General features: G+C 57.1%; 19 protein-coding genes. 8 read left to right on the top strand and 11 right to left on the bottom strand.

Features of this window, described 5'->3' with window-relative positions; genetic code table 11:
• Window positions 1-280: 280 nt before the first annotated feature.
• From HMPREF2847_RS09350 to mptB, 4 genes are all read right to left on the bottom strand, one after another.
• Window positions 281-1,294 (bottom strand): COX15/CtaA family protein, encoded by a 1,014-nt coding sequence (locus tag HMPREF2847_RS09350; RefSeq protein WP_070547102.1) that lies wholly within the window; start codon window positions 1,292-1,294, stop codon window positions 281-283.
• A 93-nt stretch (window positions 1,295-1,387) separates the two neighbouring features.
• Window positions 1,388-2,191, bottom strand: coding sequence for an ABC transporter permease (locus tag HMPREF2847_RS09345; protein WP_070852239.1), 804 nt, complete (start codon window positions 2,189-2,191; stop codon window positions 1,388-1,390).
• Window positions 2,191-3,159, bottom strand: coding sequence for an ABC transporter ATP-binding protein (locus HMPREF2847_RS09340; RefSeq protein WP_070852238.1), 969 nt, complete (start codon window positions 3,157-3,159; stop codon window positions 2,191-2,193). Before HMPREF2847_RS09340 ends, HMPREF2847_RS09345 begins: the two co-directional genes overlap by 1 nt.
• Before the next feature lie 25 nt (window positions 3,160-3,184).
• Window positions 3,185-4,924 (bottom strand): polyprenol phosphomannose-dependent alpha 1,6 mannosyltransferase MptB, encoded by a 1,740-nt coding sequence (mptB, locus tag HMPREF2847_RS09335; protein WP_070852237.1) that lies wholly within the window; start codon window positions 4,922-4,924, stop codon window positions 3,185-3,187.
• A gap of 186 nt (window positions 4,925-5,110) precedes the next feature.
• Here mptB and HMPREF2847_RS09330 point away from each other — a divergent pair, with 186 nt between their 5' ends.
• The 7 genes from HMPREF2847_RS09330 to HMPREF2847_RS09300 all read left to right on the top strand — a co-directional run bounded on the left by HMPREF2847_RS09330 (window position 5,111) and on the right by HMPREF2847_RS09300 (window position 11,564).
• On the top strand, window positions 5,111-5,809 hold the full coding sequence (locus tag HMPREF2847_RS09330; RefSeq protein ID WP_070852236.1) for a helix-turn-helix transcriptional regulator: 699 nt from the start codon (window positions 5,111-5,113) through the stop codon (window positions 5,807-5,809).
• Complete coding sequence (sufB, locus tag HMPREF2847_RS09325) at window positions 5,806-7,272, top strand: Fe-S cluster assembly protein SufB (protein WP_049170616.1); 1,467 nt, start codon at window positions 5,806-5,808, stop codon at window positions 7,270-7,272. The genes HMPREF2847_RS09330 and sufB overlap by 4 nt, the downstream gene beginning before the upstream one ends.
• Window positions 7,273-7,277: 5 nt before the next feature.
• Window positions 7,278-8,468: a Fe-S cluster assembly protein SufD gene (gene sufD, locus HMPREF2847_RS09320; RefSeq protein WP_070852235.1), complete on the top strand. Its 1,191-nt coding sequence runs from the start codon at window positions 7,278-7,280 to the stop codon at window positions 8,466-8,468.
• A gap of 95 nt (window positions 8,469-8,563) precedes the next feature.
• Window positions 8,564-9,325: a Fe-S cluster assembly ATPase SufC gene (gene sufC, locus HMPREF2847_RS09315; protein WP_070852234.1), complete on the top strand. Its 762-nt coding sequence runs from the start codon at window positions 8,564-8,566 to the stop codon at window positions 9,323-9,325.
• On the top strand, window positions 9,318-10,571 hold the full coding sequence (locus HMPREF2847_RS09310) for a cysteine desulfurase (RefSeq protein WP_070852233.1): 1,254 nt from the start codon (window positions 9,318-9,320) through the stop codon (window positions 10,569-10,571). Before sufC ends, HMPREF2847_RS09310 begins: the two co-directional genes overlap by 8 nt.
• 20 nt (window positions 10,572-10,591) lie before the next feature.
• Window positions 10,592-11,107, top strand: a complete 516-nt coding sequence (gene sufU / locus HMPREF2847_RS09305) for a Fe-S cluster assembly sulfur transfer protein SufU (RefSeq protein ID WP_070852232.1) — start codon at window positions 10,592-10,594, stop codon at window positions 11,105-11,107.
• Complete coding sequence (locus tag HMPREF2847_RS09300; RefSeq protein ID WP_038625394.1) at window positions 11,100-11,564, top strand: metal-sulfur cluster assembly factor; 465 nt, start codon at window positions 11,100-11,102, stop codon at window positions 11,562-11,564. Before sufU ends, HMPREF2847_RS09300 begins: the two co-directional genes overlap by 8 nt.
• 374 nt (window positions 11,565-11,938) lie before the next feature.
• Here HMPREF2847_RS09300 and HMPREF2847_RS09295 read toward each other — a convergent pair whose 3' ends face one another.
• Both HMPREF2847_RS09295 and HMPREF2847_RS09290 read right to left on the bottom strand, forming a co-directional pair.
• Window positions 11,939-13,402 (bottom strand): amino acid permease, encoded by a 1,464-nt coding sequence (locus HMPREF2847_RS09295; protein WP_070852231.1) that lies wholly within the window; start codon window positions 13,400-13,402, stop codon window positions 11,939-11,941.
• A 98-nt stretch (window positions 13,403-13,500) separates the two neighbouring features.
• Window positions 13,501-14,709 carry a lycopene cyclase family protein gene (locus HMPREF2847_RS09290; RefSeq protein WP_070852230.1) on the bottom strand — a complete coding sequence of 403 codons (1,209 nt, stop codon included), beginning with the start codon at window positions 14,707-14,709 and terminating at the stop codon, window positions 13,501-13,503.
• A 20-nt stretch (window positions 14,710-14,729) separates the two neighbouring features.
• Here HMPREF2847_RS09290 and HMPREF2847_RS09285 point away from each other — a divergent pair, with 20 nt between their 5' ends.
• Window positions 14,730-16,361, top strand: coding sequence for an ABC-F family ATP-binding cassette domain-containing protein (locus HMPREF2847_RS09285; RefSeq protein ID WP_070852229.1), 1,632 nt, complete (start codon window positions 14,730-14,732; stop codon window positions 16,359-16,361).
• Here the strand turns inward: HMPREF2847_RS09285 and HMPREF2847_RS09280 are convergent.
• The 5 genes from HMPREF2847_RS09280 to HMPREF2847_RS09260 form a co-directional block, all read right to left on the bottom strand.
• Window positions 16,358-17,116 carry a response regulator transcription factor gene (locus HMPREF2847_RS09280; protein WP_224786551.1) on the bottom strand — a complete coding sequence of 253 codons (759 nt, stop codon included), beginning with the start codon at window positions 17,114-17,116 and terminating at the stop codon, window positions 16,358-16,360. The genes HMPREF2847_RS09285 and HMPREF2847_RS09280 overlap by 4 nt on opposite strands.
• Window positions 17,109-19,385, bottom strand: a complete 2,277-nt coding sequence (locus tag HMPREF2847_RS09275) for a sensor histidine kinase (RefSeq protein ID WP_070852228.1) — start codon at window positions 19,383-19,385, stop codon at window positions 17,109-17,111. The genes HMPREF2847_RS09280 and HMPREF2847_RS09275 overlap by 8 nt, the downstream gene beginning before the upstream one ends.
• 45 nt (window positions 19,386-19,430) lie before the next feature.
• The gene (locus HMPREF2847_RS09270) at window positions 19,431-20,177 is read right to left on the bottom strand and encodes a glutamine amidotransferase (protein ID WP_083327362.1); all 747 of its coding nucleotides are present in this window, start codon (window positions 20,175-20,177) and stop codon (window positions 19,431-19,433) included.
• 48 nt (window positions 20,178-20,225) lie between these two features.
• Window positions 20,226-20,975 (bottom strand): glutamine amidotransferase-related protein, encoded by a 750-nt coding sequence (locus tag HMPREF2847_RS09265; protein ID WP_070852227.1) that lies wholly within the window; start codon window positions 20,973-20,975, stop codon window positions 20,226-20,228.
• A gap of 142 nt (window positions 20,976-21,117) precedes the next feature.
• Window positions 21,118-21,684 carry a TetR/AcrR family transcriptional regulator gene (locus HMPREF2847_RS09260; protein ID WP_038625405.1) on the bottom strand — a complete coding sequence of 189 codons (567 nt, stop codon included), beginning with the start codon at window positions 21,682-21,684 and terminating at the stop codon, window positions 21,118-21,120.
• Window positions 21,685-21,840: the final 156 nt, after the last annotated feature.

The following is a 21,840-nucleotide window of genomic DNA, read 5'->3' as shown; positions in this document are numbered from 1 at the left end:
GCGAGTTTATGACACTTTCAGGCCATTTTTCGGGACATTTTTGTCATAACCGCAGTCAGTAACTCGGATCGATAGGTGGGCAGCCCGCCCCTCGCACCGCTCCTAGCATCGCTCACGCCGCCCGCTAGCCGCGGGGAAAACACACATCCGAGCACACAAAGCCAAACAGACAGCAAAACCGCCTAAACACGCACTTTGATTTGCGCGTGTTTAGGCGGTTCAAGCAGTAATCAACAGCCGGTAACCACAGTGGTTAATACAACCGCTAACCAGCAGCTAGCTACGCGGTAACCTCAACGTTCTTCTCCGAAGCAACAGTGGCGGCAGCCGCATCGCCTTCAAGAGAGCCAGTGACTACTGCGCTACCGCCAATCGTGCGGTAACCGTGCTGGAAAAGTACTGCAGTCAAAGCGGTGCAGATACCAGATCCGGCAACGTGAACCGGCACCAATGCCTCCGGTACACCGGACCAGTACTGAATCATTCCAACTACACCCTGAGCCAAAATGAACACAACGAGTGCGATGGCAACCTTACGCACAGGTGCAAAGGCTTCCGAGGCCAGCAGCCCGAAAATCAGACCGATAACCAGGCCAAGGTAGAGGTACATAAAACCAGCGTGGATATGCGCCAAGTCAACAATCGGAAGCTGGAGGCGATCCTCCGGGAGCACCGAGGCATCTCCAGCATGTGGTCCCGCACCGGTGACCATAGTTCCGGTAATCAGCGTCATCGTCAGGGCCAAACCGGAGGCGGCGGCCAGATAGCGCAGATAGCGCGGGTACATACGGGTAGCAGTGCCGTCGTCAGGCTCAGAGATCTTGATGAAAAGCATGCCCGCGAGCCAGACCAGAATCATCGAAGGCAGGAAGTGCAGGGCTACGGCGTACCACTTCAGGTCAACCAGAACGGAGATGCCGCCGATGACAGCCTGGACGATAACGCCGAGACCGTTGAGGAAGGCCAGCAACTTGATTTCGTTGCGGCGGCCAACACGCATAACCGAAAGGAAGAGCAGAAGTGTCAGAGCAACTAGCACAAAGGTGAGCAGCCGGTTGCCGAACTCAATAACCTGATGGAGCATCTCTGCTTGCCCCGCGACAGGCACGAAGCTACCCGGGTGACATTCTGGCCACGAAGCACAACCGAGACCTGAACCAGTAACTCGGACGATAGAACCGGTTACCGCAATTGCCGCCTGTGCAATCAATACGAGCAGGGCATAGAGCTTCTGGCGCCTGATCGGTGTCAGCGGCAAAAACGATAGGGGCAAACTTCGATCTGCAGTATTCACATTAAGAAATTCTACCCATGCTGGCGGAAAATGGTAAAAAGCGAAACCCCTGCGTTGGGCTGCGCTTTTCTATGCAGATTCCCCGATAGATTCCTAGTCATTCGGCATATCAAAACGGAACCAGCGGACCGCCAGTGCAGCGCCAAGGACACCCCACACGATCAGCACCCCGACAGCTGACCAATGGACGGACATGGCCAATGCCGCGGAGATCACGTCGGTAAGCGCGACGGACGGCAAGAGGTGCAGCAGTACAGAGCTGATGCCATCTAGCGACGGTGCGACGGCCACATAAGTAGTAGCACCAATAAGGAGGAACCAGATCAGGTTGGCGAGACCTAGGATTAGCTCGGCCCCCAACGTGCCGCCCATGAGCAAGCCCAATGAAGTAAAAACGAACGTTCCCAGAAGCATCCCCACATAAGCCAACAGCCAGCCGCCAATCGAGAGCTCTGCGCCAAGAGCGAGCCCCACGAGGCTGAACAGTATGTATTGCAACGTGACAGTAGTGCAGACCGACACAATCTTGCCTGCAATAATGCCCCACGGTGGCACGCCTGAGGCACCGATGCGCTTCAGGGCTCCGTAACGACGGTCAAAGCCCACGGCAATTGCCTGCCCCGTAAACCCTGCAGACATGACGGAAATCGCCAGCACCATGGGGAAGATGCGCTCGAGCGGATCATCGAGTTCCAACACAGGCACCATCACCAGGCCGATGAGCATCGCCAACGGGATAATGATGGTGAGGAGCATTTGCTCACCGTGCCGCCAGAAGAGCTTCGTCTCCAACCACGCCTGCGACATGACCAACGTTGCCATGTCCGAACGCTGCGGCGCCGGGGCGAAAGTGTCCTTAGCAAAGCGGGAGGCATCAGACCTCGGTGCGGTAGTCATTAGCTCCTCATCTCCGTTCCAGTGATCTGCAAGAAGACATCTTCAAGCGATTGTGTCGCCTTATTCAACGAGGTGATCAACACCTCTTGTCGCTCGCAACTCTGCGCCAAGACAGTCAGGGCGCGCGGTGAAGCCTCACCAATCAGTGAGAACTCTCCACCGCCAGAACGCTGCAGACGCTGCGAAAGACCAGACTCGCTAAAGCTGCGGTTAACCTCTTCGAAGTCAAGGCTGCCTCGAACGCTGACCTTCATAGCAGTGCTTGACGACGTCCCATGGAGCGCCGATGCGCCTGCGCTAGTGATTTCCTCGGTGGTGCCGGCCACAACTAAATGGCCTCGGTCGATAATCGCAACGTCGTCGGCAAGCGATTCAGCCTCGTCCATCAGATGCGTTGTCAGGACTACGGTGACTCCATCCCGGCGCAGCGACGAGATGAGATCCCAGACGGCTAGACGGGACTGGGCATCGAGGCCTGCTGTCGGCTCGTCGAGGAACACCAGCTCCGGACGTCCGACCAGGGCGCATGCGAGCGACAGTCGCTGCTGCTGACCACCCGAGAGCCTGCGGTAGTTCGTCTTACGATGGCGTTCTAGGCCTACGACTTCAAGGAGCCAATCAGTGTCCAGTGGATTTGCGGAGTAACTGGCAACGAGGTTCAGCATTTCGCCAACGCGAACACCGGGGTAGGCACCTCCGCCCTGGAGCATGATGCCAATGCGGCTGCGCAGTGCTGTGGTTTGAGTGACCGGGTCGAGATCGAGAATGCGAATTCGCCCTTCATCCGGCTTGATGAAGCCCTCACACATTTCAACGGTTGTGGTCTTACCAGCGCCGTTGGGGCCGAGAAGCGCAAGAACCCTACCTCGATCCAGGGAAAGCGAAAGGTCTGATACAGCCTCAACGTCATCGAATTTCTTCGTTACGTTCTCAAGGCGCAGAGCAGGAGAATTGGCAGCGTTATTCACGGTTAGTCAGTCTAATCTCACAGTTTTAATGAAGGCGAAATACCTTAGATCGCGTCGAGTACGCCAAGATGACGAGCATGACTGCGACGAAGAATACCAACGCCAGTAGGTAAATCTGAGCGACGGTGCCCGGAGGCAACCCCAGGCCGCGTGGTAGTACTACAAAACTGAAAATTGCCGAGTACAGAACCACGGCAATGCGAAATTGTACCCGGTTGGCCCAAGCGGACAGCGGCACGATGGCCCATAGCAGGTACCAGGGGTGCACGACGGGGAAGAGGATTACTAGAGCGAACATCGCCAGGCCGTAGCCGCCGAGCGGGTGAATGCGACCACGGAACGTCGCTAACAGCATGCGTAGGAGCCAGGCAGCCACTAGCGCTACACCAATGCCGCGGGTAAACAGCAAAGCACTGTCGCTGATATCGCCGAGCCCCAGGAGCCTCCCGAAGAAACCAGCGATGATCCCGAGCAGGGTAGTTAGCGACATCCAACTGCGCACCGTCGCGGCGCCACCTTGCGCGGTGATCCAACCAAAGCCCAGACCAGTTCCTAAGGAAACAACGACTGCCGTGACGACGGTTATTGCGCCCGTCACTACTGCGGAAAGAGCAACGGCCTTCCAGGTGCTGCCGAATTTTCTGGCCAGCCACATGCCGGCAAAGCCGAGCGCCACGAAACCGGTAACTTTAACCATTCCGGCGAGGCTGATGAGCACAATACCGCCTACATACAGTGCCCATGATCTTCCTCGGCTTTGGTTCTCGTGTCCGATTGGTCCGGGTTCTGGCAGCTCATCGGGCTCCATCGATTGCGCAGGACCGTGGATAGCGCGTAGACACAGCTCGAGGCCAACGAGCAGGAGTGCAAGCAGCAGGGCCTCGTTGTGGATACCCCCCACCAGGTGCAGCAATACCAGCGGATTGAGCGTGCCCAGCCATAGGGTGAACTGAGAGCTAACTCCGCAGCGGCGACCAAGCTGCACCAGCGCCCAGGACACCACGAGAAGCGAAACGATGGCGACGAGTCGGTGTAGAAAGACGGAAGCAATCACCCCGTCGCTGGTTATCTTGGCGATACCCCATGCCACTGCGAGGGCTGTGGGGCCGTATGGGCTCGGAGAGTGCGACCAAATCAATGGCACCGATCGGGCCAGTGGGTCGTTGGCTCCCAATAGGTCCACAGGTCCTGCGAGATAGGGATCCATACCCCGCTCCACAATTGCAGCCTGCGCCAAATAGGAGTAGATATCCTGCGTAAACAGGGGAGCGGTAAACACCAAGGGCAATACCCATGCGGCGTAGGTGCGTATGAGCATCGGAGTGGTCACCGCGGTGACGCGAGTCCGCGCACCGGCCAGAACGAAAGCTCCGACACCCAACCAGGCTGTGACTAACATGCCAATCCCCACGAAGGTGACGATTGTCGTTGCCACCAACATTCGACCGAGGATTAGACCGAGTGGTGTACCCCAAAACTCATTTCCAACCACCGGTGTCGCGCCTGCGCCAATCCCGGCGACCATAATAAACACCGACCCGAGAGCACCCAGCCAACGCAGCCAGGTGAAGCGTCGGAGTTCGCGGTAATTGATGCGGTGTTGGAGCGGCTGTTCTGAGCCTTGGTGGAGGGTTGCCGACCTGGAACCGGCCAGACCAATTTTCGGAATGGCGTCACGCACCCCGAGAGCATCGTCGAAGGTGGACGAGCGGCGCAAGGCGGGTCGGTTAGTTTTCACAAGGTCACATAGTAGACGATTCGACACGCCGAAAGGGCGTTCTAATCAGCGACGTTGCATTGATATTTAAATGCGTTGGACTTTATGCACCAATTACGACACAATTGTGTTGTCTAATACACCAGCGGCGCAAGTGGGATATTTGCCTCGCTGAGCCACCTAGACACCTTTTTATAATCCAGCAGTCCAATCGCAGGAGGTGACTCACCAGTCATGGCTGATCGGAAGCCGACCGTCAATGACGGTGATACGCGCAAGCGCATTCTCCAATTGCTTCTGGAACACAACCCGGCGTCCGCGACTTCTATCGCTGACACCCTGGGACTATCCGCTGCAGGAGTCCGTCGCCATATTGACATTCTGGTGGACGAAGGTCTCGCCGAAACCGCTCCGGCACCCAGTACTGGCCCCCGGGGTCGAGGCAGGCCAGCAAAGTCCTACCGCCTGACAGACCGGGGCCGCGCTAGATTCGGACACGCTTACGACGATCTTGCTAGCGCAGCTCTGACCGCACTGCGCAAGGCCGGCGGTGAGCAGGCAGTTGCCCAGTTTGCCCGTCAGCGCATTGATGACATTCTGCTCGGCGTCACCCCTGTGGGGCAGAACGCGGAGAAGGAAGAGGTCGTAGAGGCCGTCGTCGATGCTTTCCGACGGGCCGGATACGCGGCAACTATCAACCAGAACACTGGCGGCGTGCAGATTTGCCAGCACCATTGCCCAATTAGCCACGTAGCCTCCGAGTTTCCGGAGCTCTGCGCGGCGGAGCATGAAGCCGTTAGTAAATTATTAGGGCAGCACACCCAACCGTTGGCGACTATCGCTGATGGAAACGGTATCTGCACCACAAATATCCCACTCACTCCCGTAACAAAGACACTTACTGAATTGCCACATGAAAGGAGCGGACAATGACCCTCGCCCATGAGAACTCCACCGACGTGGCTGAATCCACGAAGGCTGCCACTCCGCAGACTGACGAAGAGATTATTGAGTCCATTGGTGCCTACCAGTTCGGTTGGCACGACCCGGATACCGCTGGCGCTTCCGCGAAGCGCGGCCTATCTGAAGCGGTCGTTCGCGATATCTCGGCTAAGAAGAACGAGCCTGAGTGGATGCTTGAGCGTCGCTTGAAGGCTCTGGAAATCTTCGACCGCAAGCCGCTGCCCACCTGGGGCGCGGATTTGTCGGGCATCGACTTCGACAACATTAAGTACTTCGTTCGCTCCACCGAGAAGCAGGCCCAGACCTGGGAAGACCTTCCGGAGGATATTAAGAACACCTACGACAAGCTCGGCATTCCGGAAGCGGAGAAGCAGCGCTTGGTCGCCGGTGTCGCCGCTCAGTACGAATCTGAGGTTGTCTACCACCAGATTCGCGAGGATTTGGAGAGCCAGGGCGTTATCTTCCTGGACACCGATACTGCGCTGAAGGAACACCCGGAGCTATTCAAGGAGTACTTCGGCACCGTTATTCCTGCTGGCGACAACAAGTTCTCTGCGCTTAACACCGCAGTGTGGTCGGGCGGTTCCTTCATTTACGTCCCAAAGGGCGTCCACGTGGACATCCCGCTGCAGGCATACTTCCGTATCAACACGGAAAACATGGGACAGTTCGAGCGCACGCTCATTATTGTCGACGAGGATGCCTACGTGCACTACGTCGAGGGCTGTACCGCTCCGATTTACAAGTCTGACTCGCTGCACTCGGCTGTTGTGGAGATCATCGTGAAGAAGGGCGGCCGCTGCCGCTACACCACAATTCAGAACTGGTCGAACAACGTCTACAACCTGGTTACCAAGCGCACCAAGTGCGAAGAGGGTGCAACCATGGAGTGGATTGACGGCAACATCGGTTCCAAGGTCACCATGAAGTACCCGGCAGTGTGGATGACTGGTCCGCACGCCAAGGGCGAGGTGCTGTCCGTTGCTATGGCTGGCGAGGACCAGTTCCAGGACACCGGCGCCAAGATGGTGCACATGGCTCCGCACACGAGCTCCAACATCGTGTCCAAGTCCGTGGCCCGCAACGGTGGCCGCGCTGCCTACCGCGGTCTGGTGCAGGTCAACAAGGGCGCTAAGCACTCACACTCCAACGTCGAGTGTGACGCACTGCTGGTCGACACGATTTCGCGCTCGGACACGTACCCGTACGTGGATGTCCGCGAGGACGACGTCACCCTCGGCCACGAGGCAACGGTTTCCAAGGTCTCTGACGATCAGCTTTTCTACCTGATGAGCCGCGGCATCGAAGAAGAAGATGCAATGGCCATGGTCGTGCGTGGCTTTGTCGAGCCCATTGCCAAGGAGCTCCCGATGGAATACGCCCTCGAGCTCAACCGCCTCATTGAACTGCAGATGGAAGGTTCGGTCGGTTAATACCTATGACTACGACGATTAACAACGAAAACCAGGCTGCTCATAGCCGCCGCGTGCTGGCGAACAAGGGCGACGTTTTCTCATCTTTCAACGTGGAGGACTTCTCCGTGCCGCATGGCAAGGATGAGGAGTGGAAGTTCACACCGCTGCGCAAACTTCGCGGTCTCCACAACGGCACCGCCGCCGATCCGGTTGCAGCCTCGATTTCGGTCGAGACTGCCGGTCAGGATGGTGTCGCTGTGGACGTCGTCAAGCGTGACGACGAACGCCTTGGCCGCGCCGGTACCCCGACGGATCGCGTGGCAGCACAGGCGTACTCCAACTTCGACGATGCACACATCGTGACCTTCGCGAAGAATTCGGTTTCCAAGGAACCGGTCGTCATTGACATCGATGGCCCGGGCGAGGACAACGTTTCCTATGGCCATATCGTCATTGATGTGCAGTCCCACGCCGAGGCCGTCTGCGTGATTAACTACCGTGGCAGCGGCACGTTCGCGGACAACATTGAGTTCGTAATCGGCGACGGCGCCAAGCTGAGCGTCGTGACCATGGTGAACTGGAACGAAGATGCAGTTCACGGCTCTGCTCACCATATTCGCGTCGGCCGTGATGCCACGCTGCGCCACACCGTCGCGACCTTCGGTGGCGAGGTTGTCCGTATCGTTCCGCGCGTTGCATTCACTGCTCCGGGCGGCGACGTCGACCTGCTGGGCGTGTACTTCGCCGATGGCGGTCAGTACTTCGAAAACCGCATGCTGGTAGACCACGCTGTGCCGAACTGCCGCTCCAACGTCATGTACAAGGGCGCGCTGCAGGGCGAGCCGAATGTCGCTCATCGTGAGGCCCGCACCGCGTGGGTGGGAGACGTGCTCATTCGTGCAGAGGCCACGGGCACCGATACCTATGAGCTGAACCGCAATCTGCTACTCACCGAGGGCGCGCGTGCCGACGCAGTTCCGAACTTGGAAATCGAAACCGGTGAAATCGCTGGTGCTGGTCACGCTGCTACCGTTGGTCGCTTCGACGAGGAACAGCTGTTCTACCTGCTCTCCCGCGGTATCCCCGAAATGGCAGCCCGCCGTCTGGTGGTTCGCGGCTTCTTCAGCGAGGTCATCAACCTGATTCCGGTCGAGTCCGTTCGCGAGAAGCTTGAGCAACTCGTTGACGAAGAGCTCAACACCGCTGGCTTCTAACCGCTTATCTTCTTTCTCACCCTATTTCCGCCCTGTCACCCCGGTAGCACCGGGGGAGCAGGCCACTTACACCGATTAAAGGAAAAGATTTCACTATGAGCACTTTGGAAATCCGTAACCTCCACGCGCAGGTGCTGCCGACCGACGAGTCCGCTGAGCCCAAGGAGATTTTGAAGGGCGTCAACCTGACGATCAACTCTGGCGAGACCCACGCTGTGATGGGGCCGAACGGCTCCGGTAAGTCCACCCTGAGCTACACCATCGCAGGTCACCCGCGTTACGAAGTCACCGAAGGCGAGATCCTGCTCGACGGCGAGAACGTGCTGGAGATGAGCGTCGATGAGCGCGCTCGGGCTGGCCTCTTCCTGGCGATGCAGTACCCGGTTGAGGTCACCGGCGTGTCCATGTCCAACTTCTTGCGCTCTGCAGCAACCGCTGTCCGTGGCGAAGCTCCGAAGCTGCGCCACTGGGTCAAGGAGGTCCGTGAGGCAATGGCTGACCTGGAGATCGATTCGTCGTTCTCCGAGCGCTCCGTAAACGAGGGGTTCTCCGGTGGCGAGAAGAAGCGTCACGAGATTCTGCAGCTCGACCTACTGAAGCCGAAGTTCGCCATCCTGGACGAGACCGACTCCGGCCTTGACGTCGACGCTCTGCGCGTCGTCTCCGACGGCATTAACCGCTACCAGAACGAAAACGACGGCGGCATCCTGATCATTACTCACTACCAGCGCATCCTGAACTACGTGAAGCCGGACTTCGTCCACGTCTTCCACGATGGTCGCTTCATCACCTCCGGTGGCCCGGAGCTCGCAGACGAGCTGGAAGAGCACGGCTACGAGAAGTTCATCAATGCCTAACGCCGAACTACTCAGCCCATCACTCCGCGAGGACTTTCCGATTCTGTCGCGCACTGTCCGTGACGGAAAGCGGCTGGTCTACCTGGACTCCGGAGCGACCTCGCAGCGCCCGAAACAGGTCATCGATGCTGAGGTGGAGTTTCTAACCCACCACAATGCCCCGGTGCACCGCGGTGCCTACGAGATTGCTGAGGAGGCCACGGACGCCTACGAAGATGCCCGCGAAGCCATTGCAGGCTTCATCGGCGCTGACTACGACGAACTGGTCTTCACCAAGAACGCCACCGAAGCGTTGAACACAGTGGCATTCGTGCTTGGCGACGACCGCGCAGGTCAGTACCAGGTCGGCGAAGGTGACGAGATTGTCGTCACTGAGCTGGAGCATCACGCGAATTTGGTGCCGTGGCAGGAGCTGGCTCGTCGCACTGGTGCCACACTGCGTTGGTATGGCGTGACTGAGGACGGCCGCATTGACATGGACTCGCTGGAACTCAGCGAAAAGACCAAGGTTGTGGCCTTTACCCATCAGTCAAACGTCACCGGTGCAGTCACCGATGTGAAGGAGATGGTGCGCCGTGCTCGCGAAGTCGGCGCGCTGGTAGTCCTCGATGCCTGCCAGTCGGTGCCGCATATGCCTGTCGACGTCAAGGATCTCGATGTGGACTTCCTGGCGTTCTCCGGCCACAAGATGCTCGGCCCCAACGGGGTCGGTGCGCTCTACGCTCGCCGGGAACTGCTGGAGGCACTGCCACCGTTCCTCACTGGCGGCTCGATGATTGAGGTCGTCACCATGGAGAAGACCACCTTCACAGCGCCTCCGCAGCGCTTTGAGGCGGGAACCATGATGACTTCTCAGGTCGTCGGCCTTGGTGCTGCGGTGAAGTACTTGGATGCCATCGGTATGGATAAGGTGGCGGCTCATGAGCACCGCCTGACCGCGCTCGCGCTGGAAAAGCTGCAGGAAATTGACGGCGTGACCATCATCGGTCCGACTACCCCAGAACAGCGTGGCTCTGCCGTGTCCTTTAAGGTCGAGGGCATTCACCCGCACGATCTTGGCCAGGTTCTCGACGACCAGGGCGTGTGCATCCGCGTCGGACACCATTGCGCGTGGCCGATTCACCAGATTCTCAATGCACAGTCGACCGCCCGGGCATCCTTCTACATCTACAACACGGAAGAGGACGTTCAGGCGCTTGCCGACGCAGTGCGCCACGCCCAGAAGTTCTTCGGTGTCACCCCGTAACTTTAAGAAAGGAGAGGGACATGAAGCTCGAGCAGATGTACCAGGAAGTCATCCTGGATCACTACAAGCATCCGCAGCACGCGGGTTTGCGGGAGCCTTTCAACGCGGAAGTGCACCATGTCAACCCGTCGTGTGGCGATGAACTCACGCTTCGCGTCACCCTGAACGACGACCTCACCGTCGTCAATGACGTCTCCTATGACGCCGTGGGCTGTTCTATCTCACAGGCCTCCACCTCAGTTATGGCTGAGGAGATTGTCGGCAAGACTGTCGACGAGGCCATGGCCAAACTCACCGAGTTCGAGAAGATGGTCACGTCCCGCGGCAAGATTGAAGGCGACGAGGACATTATCGGCGATGGCATTGCCTTCGCTGGTGTCTCTAAGTACCCTGCCCGCGTGAAGTGCGCACTTCTCGGTTGGAAAGCTTTCCAGGCCGCAACCGCTGAGGCTCTGGCCAACGCCGCTGAAGGCAACGGCGTTGGTACCGCGACTGTAACTGTTACCGCTGACGAGGAAGGCCACCAACATGACTGAACCAAACGCTATTGACGCCACCTCGCCCGCACAGCCTGACGCTGTCGACGAGGACACCATGACCACTGGCGCTCCAATCGATGAGGGGGATGCGTACGAGTCCATCACCGTCCCGCCGGCGCCGGAGCAGACCGAAGCCGATAACAAGCTCGCCATCCAGGTTGAAGAGGCTATGTACGAGGTTGTTGACCCGGAGCTCGGAGTCAACGTCGTGGACCTGGGCCTGGTTTATGACATCTGGATTGAAGAAGGCGACATTGCCGCTATCTTCATGACACTCACGTCCCCGGCCTGCCCGCTGACCGATATGCTCACCGACCAGACTGCCTCTGAGGTCATGAAGGTCGAGGGTATCCGCGACTTCCGCCTCAACTGGGTCTGGTCCCCGGCATGGGGCCCACACATGATTACCGAGGAAGGCCGCGAGCAAATGCGCGCTCTCGGCTTCTCGGTCTAGACGATCAGTGACAGCGGTGATTAGGGAACCGCTACGTTAAAAGTGCTTGGCGACGAGCTCCTGGCTCGGTCAGCTAGGCACTTTTTCGTTTGTTTCTGAGTTACTGACTGCGTTTATGTCAAATATGGCCCGAAAAATTGCCTGAAAGCGTCATAAACTCGCACAGTTTCACATGTGCAGCCCGTATTCTCACGTGTGGCCCATATTTTTTTTAGGGTTGTCCGATTTAGAGTTAAAAAGCGACCCCACCTGGCGCTAAAAGAGTGCCAAGCGGGGTCGCTATTGTCTTCGACTGCTAATCCGAGTCGTGAGAGTTCGATGCGAGATGCATTAGCTATTCACAACTATTCACAACTATTCACAGCCATTCGCAGCTATTCGCGACTCATGTCTGCGGTGGCCGGGTCAACGAGCTTAGAGCCCGTGGCCTTCTTATGGATGAACCACAGCAGGACGAAGACCGGAATACCCAGGTACGGAGTGAGGATAGCGAAGATATTCTCGCCAGTGCGAATCGGGTCAAGTGCCTGTCCGGCCACCACAAAGAAGCACATAATCAGTGCCAGCACAGCACCTGCGGGGAAAAAGTTCGCCTTGTAGGGAAGCGAATCCAACGGGATATTCTGGGCCTTCAGACACTTGCGGAAGCGGTAGTGGCTGAAAGAGATACCAAACCAGGTGATAAAACCCGCGAGCGCAGAGAGCGTCAGCAAGAAGGTGTACGCCGCACCATCGCCTACCAATGAAGTAATGAAGCCAGCCATACCGATGACAGCGGTGGCGATCAGAGCGCGCAGCGGAACGCCGTGCCCGGAAAGCTTGCCGAAGTAACGCGGAGCCTGTCCCTGGCGAGCCAGGGAAAACAGCATACGAGTGGACACATACATACCGGAGTTACCCGCAGACAACACCGAAGTCAGAATGACGGCGTTCATCAGGCCAGCGGCAATCGCGATACCTGCGCGTTCAAAGACCAGAGTGAACGGTGAAATGGAAATGTTGTCCTCAGCCGCGTTCAGAAGATTCGGGTCAGTGTACGCAATAAGGAAACCAATAACAGCGATGGCACCGATGTAGAACAGCAGAATACGCCAGAAGATAGTACGAATCGCGCGGGGAATTGTGCGCTCAGGATCCTCAGCCTCACCTGCTGCTACACCAACCATCTCGGTGCCCTGGAAGGAATAGCCGGCTACGACGAAAACGGCCAGCAGTCCCATTCCGCCGTTGACGAATGGGGCATCGCCCGTGGTCCAGTTTTCAAAGCCGGGGGAGGACCCACCCAAGATGCCGAAAATCATGCCGACACCAAGAACGAGGAAGACGATAACGGTAATGACCTTGATGGTCGCAAACCAGAACTCACCCTCGCCGAATGCACGTGCGGACAGGGCATTCAGCCCGAATAGAATCGCGAGGAAGAGCGCGGACCAGACGATTGAAGGCACATCCGGGAACCAATAGCGCATCACCAGTGCAGCAGCGACGAGCTCTGCGGCCACAGTAATCGCCCAGTTAAACCAGTAGTTCCAGCCCATGGCAAAGCCGAAGGATTCTGAGACGTATCGGCGACCGTACTCCTGGAAGGAACCGGGCACTGGCAGGTAGGCGGCCATCTCGCCGAGAGACTGCATAACCAGCCACACCATGATGCCGATAAGGGCGTAAGCGATGAGCGCACCGCCTGGACCGGCCTGCGAAATGGTCGCACCGGAGGCAACAAACAGGCCCGTGCCAATGGCACCGCCAATGGCAATCATGTTCAGGTGGCGAGCTCTCAGCCTGCGCTGAAGCTTATGGTTGTGTGAGGAATTCTCCTCAGATTGCGTCGAAGTCATTCACTTATCATAAGCGTTTCCACTCCGGTGAATGCAAAAACCACACCGCTTTAATTGTTGGTATCACCCCACAAATCGGCTGATGAATATGCTCCCCGTCAACGATTTCTCCATCTCCCAGGTCCCCGCATAAACCCTGCGATGAGCTTTCCGCACGTTCGCGGACTCTTTTTCAGCAAAGGCACTGCCACTTTCGCCATAGCGCGAAGCGTCGTCAGTGGGGATGTCCCTATCAAATAGGCAAACACGTCCTTCTCCGGCAACGAAAAGAACGCCCGAAAAAACGCACCCGTCTGTCGTGCATCGAACCCCAGCAGCGCCGCGAGTCCACGTTCGCGTAGCCATCGCTGCAATCGCATGCTTAACGACGTCCCCAGCGTCCGGCTTCCCTTCTTTTCCATATCGGCCAAGAAGCGGTCGACATCTTCGATAACCGAACCCACCGAGTAACCAGTGGCAGGATGCATCCAACCACCAGCAAAGCCGAAGAGAGTGCCCATGGATGGTCCACTGTGCGTGAAGTTACCGCGGCGAGAGGGAAAGTTTGCCAGTAGGGGAAAGGACACCACTTCTTCGTCAATGGCCAGATCTTCCGAGAGCTCCAGGGACTTCAACCGTGCTTTTTGGCGTCTCCGCAACAGCTCTAGAAGTACGGAGTCATCGGCCTTACCGCCGGTGCCGACTGCCGCACCGGTTTCGTCGAGATGCCCGGCAACCATAGGAGTCGGAGTAGCGAGGATGGTCTCTTCAATGAGGAAGGTCCTGTCATCCAAGAAAATGCGATAGGAGAAACTAGCCGGCTCTGTCTCTGGGGCATTCAGGTCTGCTGGAGTGAAGTCTATGAGGACTGCGCGGCGGTGGGCGCTAGGGACGTCGTCAAGCGAAAAGATGTGCCCGATGGCGAGCTGCCGTACCTGCCCACCTCGCCCGGCTGCGGCGTGTGTGCGCCCGGTGGTGACAATCGTGATGTCCGTACCCGAGGTTTCGGAATCGGTGAGCACGCGGCGTTCGATGCGGAAACCGCCAAGTGTTTGCAGGCAGTCCTTGTTAACAACGCCGTAAGCGCGGGTGAGCCGACGTTCGGTGCCGTCGACAAGAATGACGCTGGGTTGAAAAGTGGCGGCGAGGAAATCGCTGGGCAACCAGTCGGGGAGTTGGTCGCACCAGAGACCAATCGTCGAGGGCAGTGTGCCACCGGCGGGGTCGTAAGCAGTGACGTCCCAGCCGCGAGCGGATGCGCGGTGGGCGGCGATTCTTCCGGCGGGCCCGAGGCCGACGACGGAGGCGGTCACGGGAAATGAAGTCATAACTGGTAGGCTACTCGTTCGTGATTGTGACCCATGACCTTGAAGTCCGAGTCGGCGCCCGTACCCTGCTCACTGCGCCGGGTGAGCAGCTGCGCGTCCAGCCGGGAGACCGGATTGGACTCGTCGGGCGAAATGGTGCTGGCAAAACGACGACTATGCGTATCCTCTCCGGCGAAACTGAGCCCTACGGTGGCTCCGTAGTGCGCTCTGGCTCGATTGGTTACCTGCCACAGGACTCACGCGAAGGCAACATCGACATCTCCGCCCGCGACCGTGTGCTGTCGGCGCGAGGCCTTGACCAAATCCGCCGGAGCATGGATCGCCAGCAGGAGATCATGGAGACCGCGACCACTGACACGAAGCGCGATGCGGCGATTCGGAAGTTTTCGCGTCTCGAGGAGCGCTACCACGATCTCGGCGGCTACGAGGCGAACGCTGAGGCAGCCCGCATTTGCGACGCGCTGGGGTTGCCGGAGCGTATACTCGACCAGCCTCTGAAGACGCTCTCGGGTGGTCAGCGCCGCCGTGTCGAACTTGCTCAGATTCTCTTCGCCGCTACCGAAGGCTCAGGCAAGTCCGCCACGATACTGCTTCTCGACGAGCCGACGAACCACCTCGATGCGGATTCGATTACCTGGCTCCGCGAATTCCTCAGCAAGCATGAGGGCGGCTTGATTATGATCTCGCACGATGTCGAGCTGCTCGAGGCCGTGTGTAACAAAGTCTGGTTCCTCGACGCGGTGCGCGCCGAAGCTGATGTGTACAACATGGGCTGGAAGAACTACCTGTCGGCACGCGCGACCGATGAGGCTCGACGTCGCCGCGAGTTCGCTAACGCGGAGAAGAAGGCCAGCGCACTGCGCAAGCAGGCCGAGAAGCTAGGTGCGAAGGCGACGAAAGCCCGTGCGGCCAAGCAGATGGTGGCTCGTGCTGAGCGTATGATGGATAGTCTCGACGAGGTCCGCGTCGAGGACAAGGTCGCCCACATTTCCTTCCCAGAGCCGGCGCCCTGTGGCAAGACTCCACTCAACGCCACGGGACTGACCAAGATGTATGGCTCGTTGGAAGTCTTCGCCGGTGTGGATCTTGCGATTGACAAGGGTTCCCGCGTGGTTGTCCTCGGTTTCAACGGTGCTGGTAAGACGACGCTACTGAAGCTACTCGCCGGTGTGGAGCGCACCGATGGCGAAGGCGGCATCGTCTCCGGCCACGGCCTGCGCATCGGCTACTTCGCCCAGGAACATGACACGATTGACCCGGACAAGACTGTCTGGGAAAACACCGTCTACGCCTGCCCTGACGTCAACGAGCCGGAACTGCGGAGCCTACTCGGTGCCTTTATGTTCTCCGGCGATAAGCTGCAGCAGCCAGCGGGTACCCTCTCCGGTGGTGAGAAGACACGTCTAGCGCTGGCGACGCTGGTTAGCTCCCGCGCAAACGTCCTGCTTCTCGACGAGCCCACTAACAACCTCGACCCTCAGTCCCGCGAACAGGTGCTCGACGCACTGCGTACATACACCGGGGCCGTCGTACTGGTTACCCACGATCCAGGTGCGGTCAAGGCGTTAGAGCCCGAGCGCGTCATCGTGCTTCCCGACGGCACGGAAGACCTCTGGAGTGACGACTACATGGAAATCGTCGAGCTGGCTTAAGACGGATCCATTGGCCCAGGCAGGTAACCGTCCTGCTGGGCGAGCCTATACATCTCCGACTTGTTAAGGCTGTTCTCGGCCCGGCCAGCTGCCGCATACTTGGCTCGAATGCGGCCCAAGTAGTCCAACACGGTGTTCGGTGTCAGCCCTGTCATCGACGCGACTCGCTTCGTCGACTCACCGGAGGCGTAGAGCTCGAGTACCTCACGCTGGCGTTCTGACAAATCGACAGAATCGAGCAGGGGATCAGAGTCAACTACCGATGCCCATTCCGTAGTCAGCGCGCCCTTGCCAAGCGCCGCCAGCCGTACTGCAGACACGACTGTCTCCGGGGTTTCCGATTTCTGAACAACCCCCATCACTCCGGTACGCACTGCCTTTCGGACAAGGTATGGGCTTTCAGCTGACGAGAGAATGAGCACATGGTCGGTGACCAATTCCAGCGAGAGCACGTTCTGCGCTGGATCTGAATTATCCGCCAGCCGCAGATCCAGCACGACCACATCCAGGCGATCATCAGTGCCCACATCAGCCAGTAGTGCCGGCACAGTTTGATAACAGCCGACGAGCTCAAAGTCTGGCTCTGCAGACAGCAGGGTTTCGAGCCCCTGCAGCGTCAAGGCATGATCATCAATCGCAGCAACGCGAAGCAAACGATCCGACTGCACGCTGTAATCTCCGATGTTGTCGGAGTCAATTGCAGCCGAGACGTCGATGGAAGCATTGCTCATTCCCGCAATGTTCTCCCTAGTCACGTGACATCACTATCCTCTCACCGGCTTCATCAAACCTTTGCACTCCATTGTCATCAGAAATGGATGCAAATGCACGTCTGCCCGGGGGCAATAGACGAATTGTTACCGATCCTTCTTCGGCGTTATCGATCGCTTCGAGGAAGCTCGGCATCAACTTAGCCACCGCGGAATCATCGTCGACAAGCGGAATACGGCGCACATCGGTGCTACCGGAAACGGCCTGCGTGTGATTGCGGTCATCGAGGAGCCGGACATGAACGCCTCTGGCCCGCGCGTCCCACACAGCTTGGTGAAGTGACCCGACATTTAGATGTGGCGAACGTAGAACGTCTCGGAGAAGCTGCTCTGTGAGACGCGCACGCAACTGCAATCGCGGGGTCGGTTTATCCAAAACTGCAGCGGCGCTAAATATGGGACCGACCCGACGCTGCAGCCATTCGTAGTTGCTCTGGCTGCTGATTTCGTACTCTTTGGCAGCACCGGCAGCGTACAGCGCACGATTATAATCCTGAATAGACTGCGGAACGGTACGCATAAAGAAGCGGACCATGATGGACGTCAAAATTCCAGCGACCAGCATCACGGAGCGAACTAGCAGGTCGACTCCAGAGATACTGATGTGGGTGGAATCCGAGGGGGCGAAGGGGAAGAACTTGAGTATCTCCACCAGGATTGCGCCACCGAGCACTGAATTCAGTGCAACCCAGGGTCGGCCGCGGATGGCGAGCAATGCAGACGCAAAAGAAATTAAGCTAAAGTGCCAGAAATACGACCATTCCAAATTGTTTGGAATGGGCTGGTAAAGGCCAACCCCAGCTAATACAACAATTGCGACACCAATTACAAATGCGCGATTCAACGGCAATTGTGAATGGCGGCCATACATAATCAGCCCGAGAAGACCGATCGCTAATGCCAGACTGATTTGCCCTGCGGTGATAAATAATTGTCCATTACTGACTAGAACCATGAACAATACACCGACGATTGCGCCGTAGAACTGCCAGGAAAAAACAATTGACATTCCCATGAGGTCATACAGCGATGTCGTATGAGCCGAGGAATCGACTACATCTTCCTCTTCTACAGGAGAGGTATTACCGTGCCATTTGAGAATAACCTGAGTACCTTTCCCAGGCTTTGATTTAACGAGGGCATCTCCACCGCGGAGGGCCTCCATTCGCCCTTTAACGCTCAACCGAATACCTGCACGATGCGGGTCAATTCCCTCGGGGTCGAACCCGCTGCCATCGTCACGAAAATCAATGGAGACCTCGCCAGAGTCAACACGAATGTGGCACTTCTTTTCCGCCGTAGTACCTGCATGACGCTTGGCATTATTTGCCACCTCAGTTGCAGCTAATAGGAACGTGTTAGCAACTTCTCCTGGGAGACGAACTGGACCGCCTTCTTCGCTGGTATCTAGCGTTACCGAAATGTCAGAGCTCACCGACAGCAATTGCGCCCGTACAGCCTCCGCAAAAGTTCGACCGCTTACTGTTTGCCGAGGCGAGAAAAACAGCCCAGTCTGCTCGTCTAGCGAGAAGTCAATCTTAGAGCCCTTACCAATTGCAGACAGTGCGGCTAATACATAGTCATGAACATAGGCGTTGAAGCTACTCATTGCCTCTCCGCGGACACGCATACGCTCCGCTCTCTCATTGACCTTCCGAGAATTCTCGTAGGTGTAGTCAATAAGCCTTGCGACGGGTTGTGCAGAGCCCGCGATAATCACAAATGGAAAAGTGTTGATGAGATTGAATCCGACATCCGACAACATGTCGAGCCAAAAAGTGTGCCCCAGCAACCATGAATTAATGACGGCAATCAGTCCGGGAACAAATACCATCACGGACAAACTGATGTGGAGTGGCACCGTCAGCGCAAATGCAGCGAGGGCCAAACCTGAAAATGGGCTATACCAGAGTGCATTTCCAATGGAGTTATGAGGCAGATCCCAATAGGTTGAAACCAACATCAGGAAAACCAACATGATGTACATCGGTACACGCAGTGCGGCAATAAGGCCTCGCCGCGTATTATTGACCACCGCCCAAATCAGCAACATATCGCTGAGAATGAATATGAGCAGTGATGCAAAAGGGAACCAGTGGCTCATAAAGTTTTCTAAGGGGACAGAACGAATAGCCGATTCAATCTGCCACAAAAATCCGGTGACGGCAATAATAATCGCACCGGATCGCAGCACAGACATTTCAATTGATGGTGACTGTCCGGCAAGTGCCGAATCGGGATTCCACCTCTCCATGCGACAATCACATTCCTTTTGCTTATTGCCACTAGATAAAACTAATCAGCCTCTACAAGCGGTATGAAGCCGGACGAAATTCTGAAGAATTCGTCCACTTCGTGCAACATCCAACTGCCGCGCGGCCGATACCGCTTCAAGATCTGTTCCTGGTAAATAGTATCCCTGATTGGCGTAAATCAGGAGACGCTGGGCAAACGTGTTGGCATCTAATTCCGGGTGGAACTGCGTCGCATATGCATTGTGGCCCAACCGGAACATCTGCACTGGACAGTCCTTTCCAGTTGCCAGCAATGTAGCGTCGCCAGGAAGCTCTTCGATGGCCTCCTTGTGGCCTACGATGGCGTGAAAACGGGCTGGCAAACCTTCAAGAATTGGGTCTGTTTCTCCATCCGGCGTTGCAGCTACTTCGATTACAGCTGCCTGCTCCCCGTGCTTGCGGGAGACCCGGCCATGACCAGCAGTACCGAGCAGGCCGACACCATAACAAGCTCCGAAGAAGGGGAAATCTCGCTCGAGCACTTCTGCCAGCAAATCCTCAAACCAGGTCTCGACCTCCTTTTGTAGATAGCTCTTATCGTCGTCGGAGGCGTTAAAGGGACCTCCGCCAACGATTACTCCTGAGTAGTTATCAAGATTTAGATTGGCCGGACGAGACTGTTCCAGGCGAATTTGATGCAACTTTGCCGGCGCCAACCCACATCTCCTGGCAAATGAGAGATGTTCTGCGTGAGCTGCGGCATCTTCGCCGCGCGTGGAAAGCAAGAGGAAGGGCTTGGCGGAGGTAGACATATGTGGGAAAAGAATTTCGTAAAAAAGGGGAGCTGGAAGGGACAGAGATTACTGCACCATTAGCATGCTCGGATTGGCAGCATGCGTACATACGTGCATAAATCGGGGGATGATTGACGCAACGGCCTGGAGGTTTACATCAGATACCTTTAGTCGAATCGCGTCGACTTCCTCCGGGTCAAAGTAACCGACGTCGGTGTAGAAAGACATTCTGCGGAGCAGTCCGTTAGCATTCATCTCCGGATGAAATTGGGTAACCCAGTTATTCGACCCGATCGAGTACATCTGCACCGGACAGGTTGGGCCTGTGGCAAGCAAAGTTGCATGATTGGGAAGCTCCGCAACGGATTCCTTGTGGCCAGTCAACGCATAAAAAGCCGGAGGTAACACCGAAGCTATTGGATCCTGAGTAGCAGCTTCGGTGAGCTCTACCCGGGTAGAACCCGCTACTTCGCCGTGACGCAGGTTAACCAAACCACCCGAAGTAAAGGCCGTGTAGCTAGCGCCGTAGCAGATAAGCAGTGCGGGGACAGGACTCCTAAGTACGTCGTAAAGCACATCGTGCGAATACTTCTGCAGACCCGAATGCTCTAGGTCGGTGACGTTAAATGGGCTGCCACCGACGAATACTCCGTCATAGGAGGTCAGGTCGGGTAACTTAGCGCCGACAGCGTCGATGGTAAACAGATCCAACTGGCTGGGCTCAAGCCCGGTGGAATCCAGAAAGTCCTGGTACTCGGCTTGCCCCGCGCCATCTGCGGGGCGGAGCGCCACCAACAAAAACTTACCCACACTCATAAATAGACAGCTTAGTCCATATTTAGTGAAATCTATGCATCTTCACCGGTCAAACGAGATAAATCCACGATAGAAAGCCGAAACCCGCTCCCGTTTTAGGGGAGCGGGTGGTACGGAACGCTTTCAGGCCTAGCCTAAGTGGCTAGTCCTTGCGCCGTAAGCTGTCTTCAACTAAATCAAGCACGGAATCCAATTCGTCGACAGTGCGACCAGATGCCAGACGAACGATGATGCCATCGAGCATCAGCTCGAGAAAAAGCTGCATCGTGCGAACCGAATAATCCGACCGTAGAGAGCCGGATGAAGATGTCTGGGTCAATCGGTGGGCAACAGCGTCATCCAATTGATCCTGATGGCCCAACCATTGGCCCTTAAACTCCGGGTCGCTGCGAAGGCGACGGGCAATCTCAAGGCGAGTTCCCAGCCAGCCATGCTTGTCTGGGTTCGCCACGATATCACGCATTACTTCCACTAATCCGGAAGACTCCGCGACTTCCGCCATATTTGCGGCATCTTCTTCGGCCAATGCTAAGAACAGACCTTCTTTGGATCCGAAGTGATGGAAAATAGCACCGCGAGACTTACCGGTAGTGGCCTCCAAACGAGAGACCGTTGCGCCGTCGTAGCCGAATTCTGCAAAGCACTGCCGCGCGCCGTCGAGAATTTCGTGCCGCCGTTGAGCTAAATCCTGGTTACTCACTTTTGGCATAAGGAAACTCTTTTCTTGCCGGCGACGCCCAGGGGGCATATTTCACTGCATGACGTGGCAACGCCGTTCCTATACGTCCCAAGCCTCATTTTGGTTGGGGTAGAGAAACCCGAGGCCGGCAGGGCGCTAGTCCGTGGGGTATGAATCCGCGGGCTA

It is taken from the genome of Corynebacterium sp. HMSC074C03 (assembly GCF_001838285.1).
Taxonomy (GTDB): domain Bacteria; phylum Actinomycetota; class Actinomycetes; order Mycobacteriales; family Mycobacteriaceae; genus Corynebacterium; species Corynebacterium amycolatum.
The sequence above is the reverse complement of the archived record's forward strand: the minus strand, read 5'-3'. Positions and strand labels throughout refer to the sequence as shown.

Coding starts and splice junctions, on each gene's coding strand:
- HMPREF2847_RS09345 (WP_070852239.1), bottom strand. CDS start 2,191: ATGACTACCGCACCGAGGTCTGATGCCTCCCGCTTTGCTAAGGACACT.
- HMPREF2847_RS09265 (WP_070852227.1), bottom strand. CDS start 20,975: ATGAGTGTGGGTAAGTTTTTGTTGGTGGCGCTCCGCCCCGCAGATGGC.
- HMPREF2847_RS09275 (WP_070852228.1), bottom strand. CDS start 19,385: ATGGAGAGGTGGAATCCCGATTCGGCACTTGCCGGACAGTCACCATCA.
- sufD (WP_070852235.1), top strand. CDS start 7,278: ATGACTACGACGATTAACAACGAAAACCAGGCTGCTCATAGCCGCCGC.
- sufC (WP_070852234.1), top strand. CDS start 8,564: ATGAGCACTTTGGAAATCCGTAACCTCCACGCGCAGGTGCTGCCGACC.
- sufU (WP_070852232.1), top strand. CDS start 10,592: ATGAAGCTCGAGCAGATGTACCAGGAAGTCATCCTGGATCACTACAAG.
- HMPREF2847_RS09310 (WP_070852233.1), top strand. CDS start 9,318: ATGCCTAACGCCGAACTACTCAGCCCATCACTCCGCGAGGACTTTCCG.
- HMPREF2847_RS09300 (WP_038625394.1), top strand. CDS start 11,100: ATGACTGAACCAAACGCTATTGACGCCACCTCGCCCGCACAGCCTGAC.
- HMPREF2847_RS09295 (WP_070852231.1), bottom strand. CDS start 13,402: ATGACTTCGACGCAATCTGAGGAGAATTCCTCACACAACCATAAGCTT.
- HMPREF2847_RS09260 (WP_038625405.1), bottom strand. CDS start 21,684: ATGCCAAAAGTGAGTAACCAGGATTTAGCTCAACGGCGGCACGAAATT.
- HMPREF2847_RS09270 (WP_083327362.1), bottom strand. CDS start 20,177: ATGTCTACCTCCGCCAAGCCCTTCCTCTTGCTTTCCACGCGCGGCGAA.
- sufB (WP_049170616.1), top strand. CDS start 5,806: ATGACCCTCGCCCATGAGAACTCCACCGACGTGGCTGAATCCACGAAG.
- HMPREF2847_RS09290 (WP_070852230.1), bottom strand. CDS start 14,709: ATGACTTCATTTCCCGTGACCGCCTCCGTCGTCGGCCTCGGGCCCGCC.
- HMPREF2847_RS09330 (WP_070852236.1), top strand. CDS start 5,111: ATGGCTGATCGGAAGCCGACCGTCAATGACGGTGATACGCGCAAGCGC.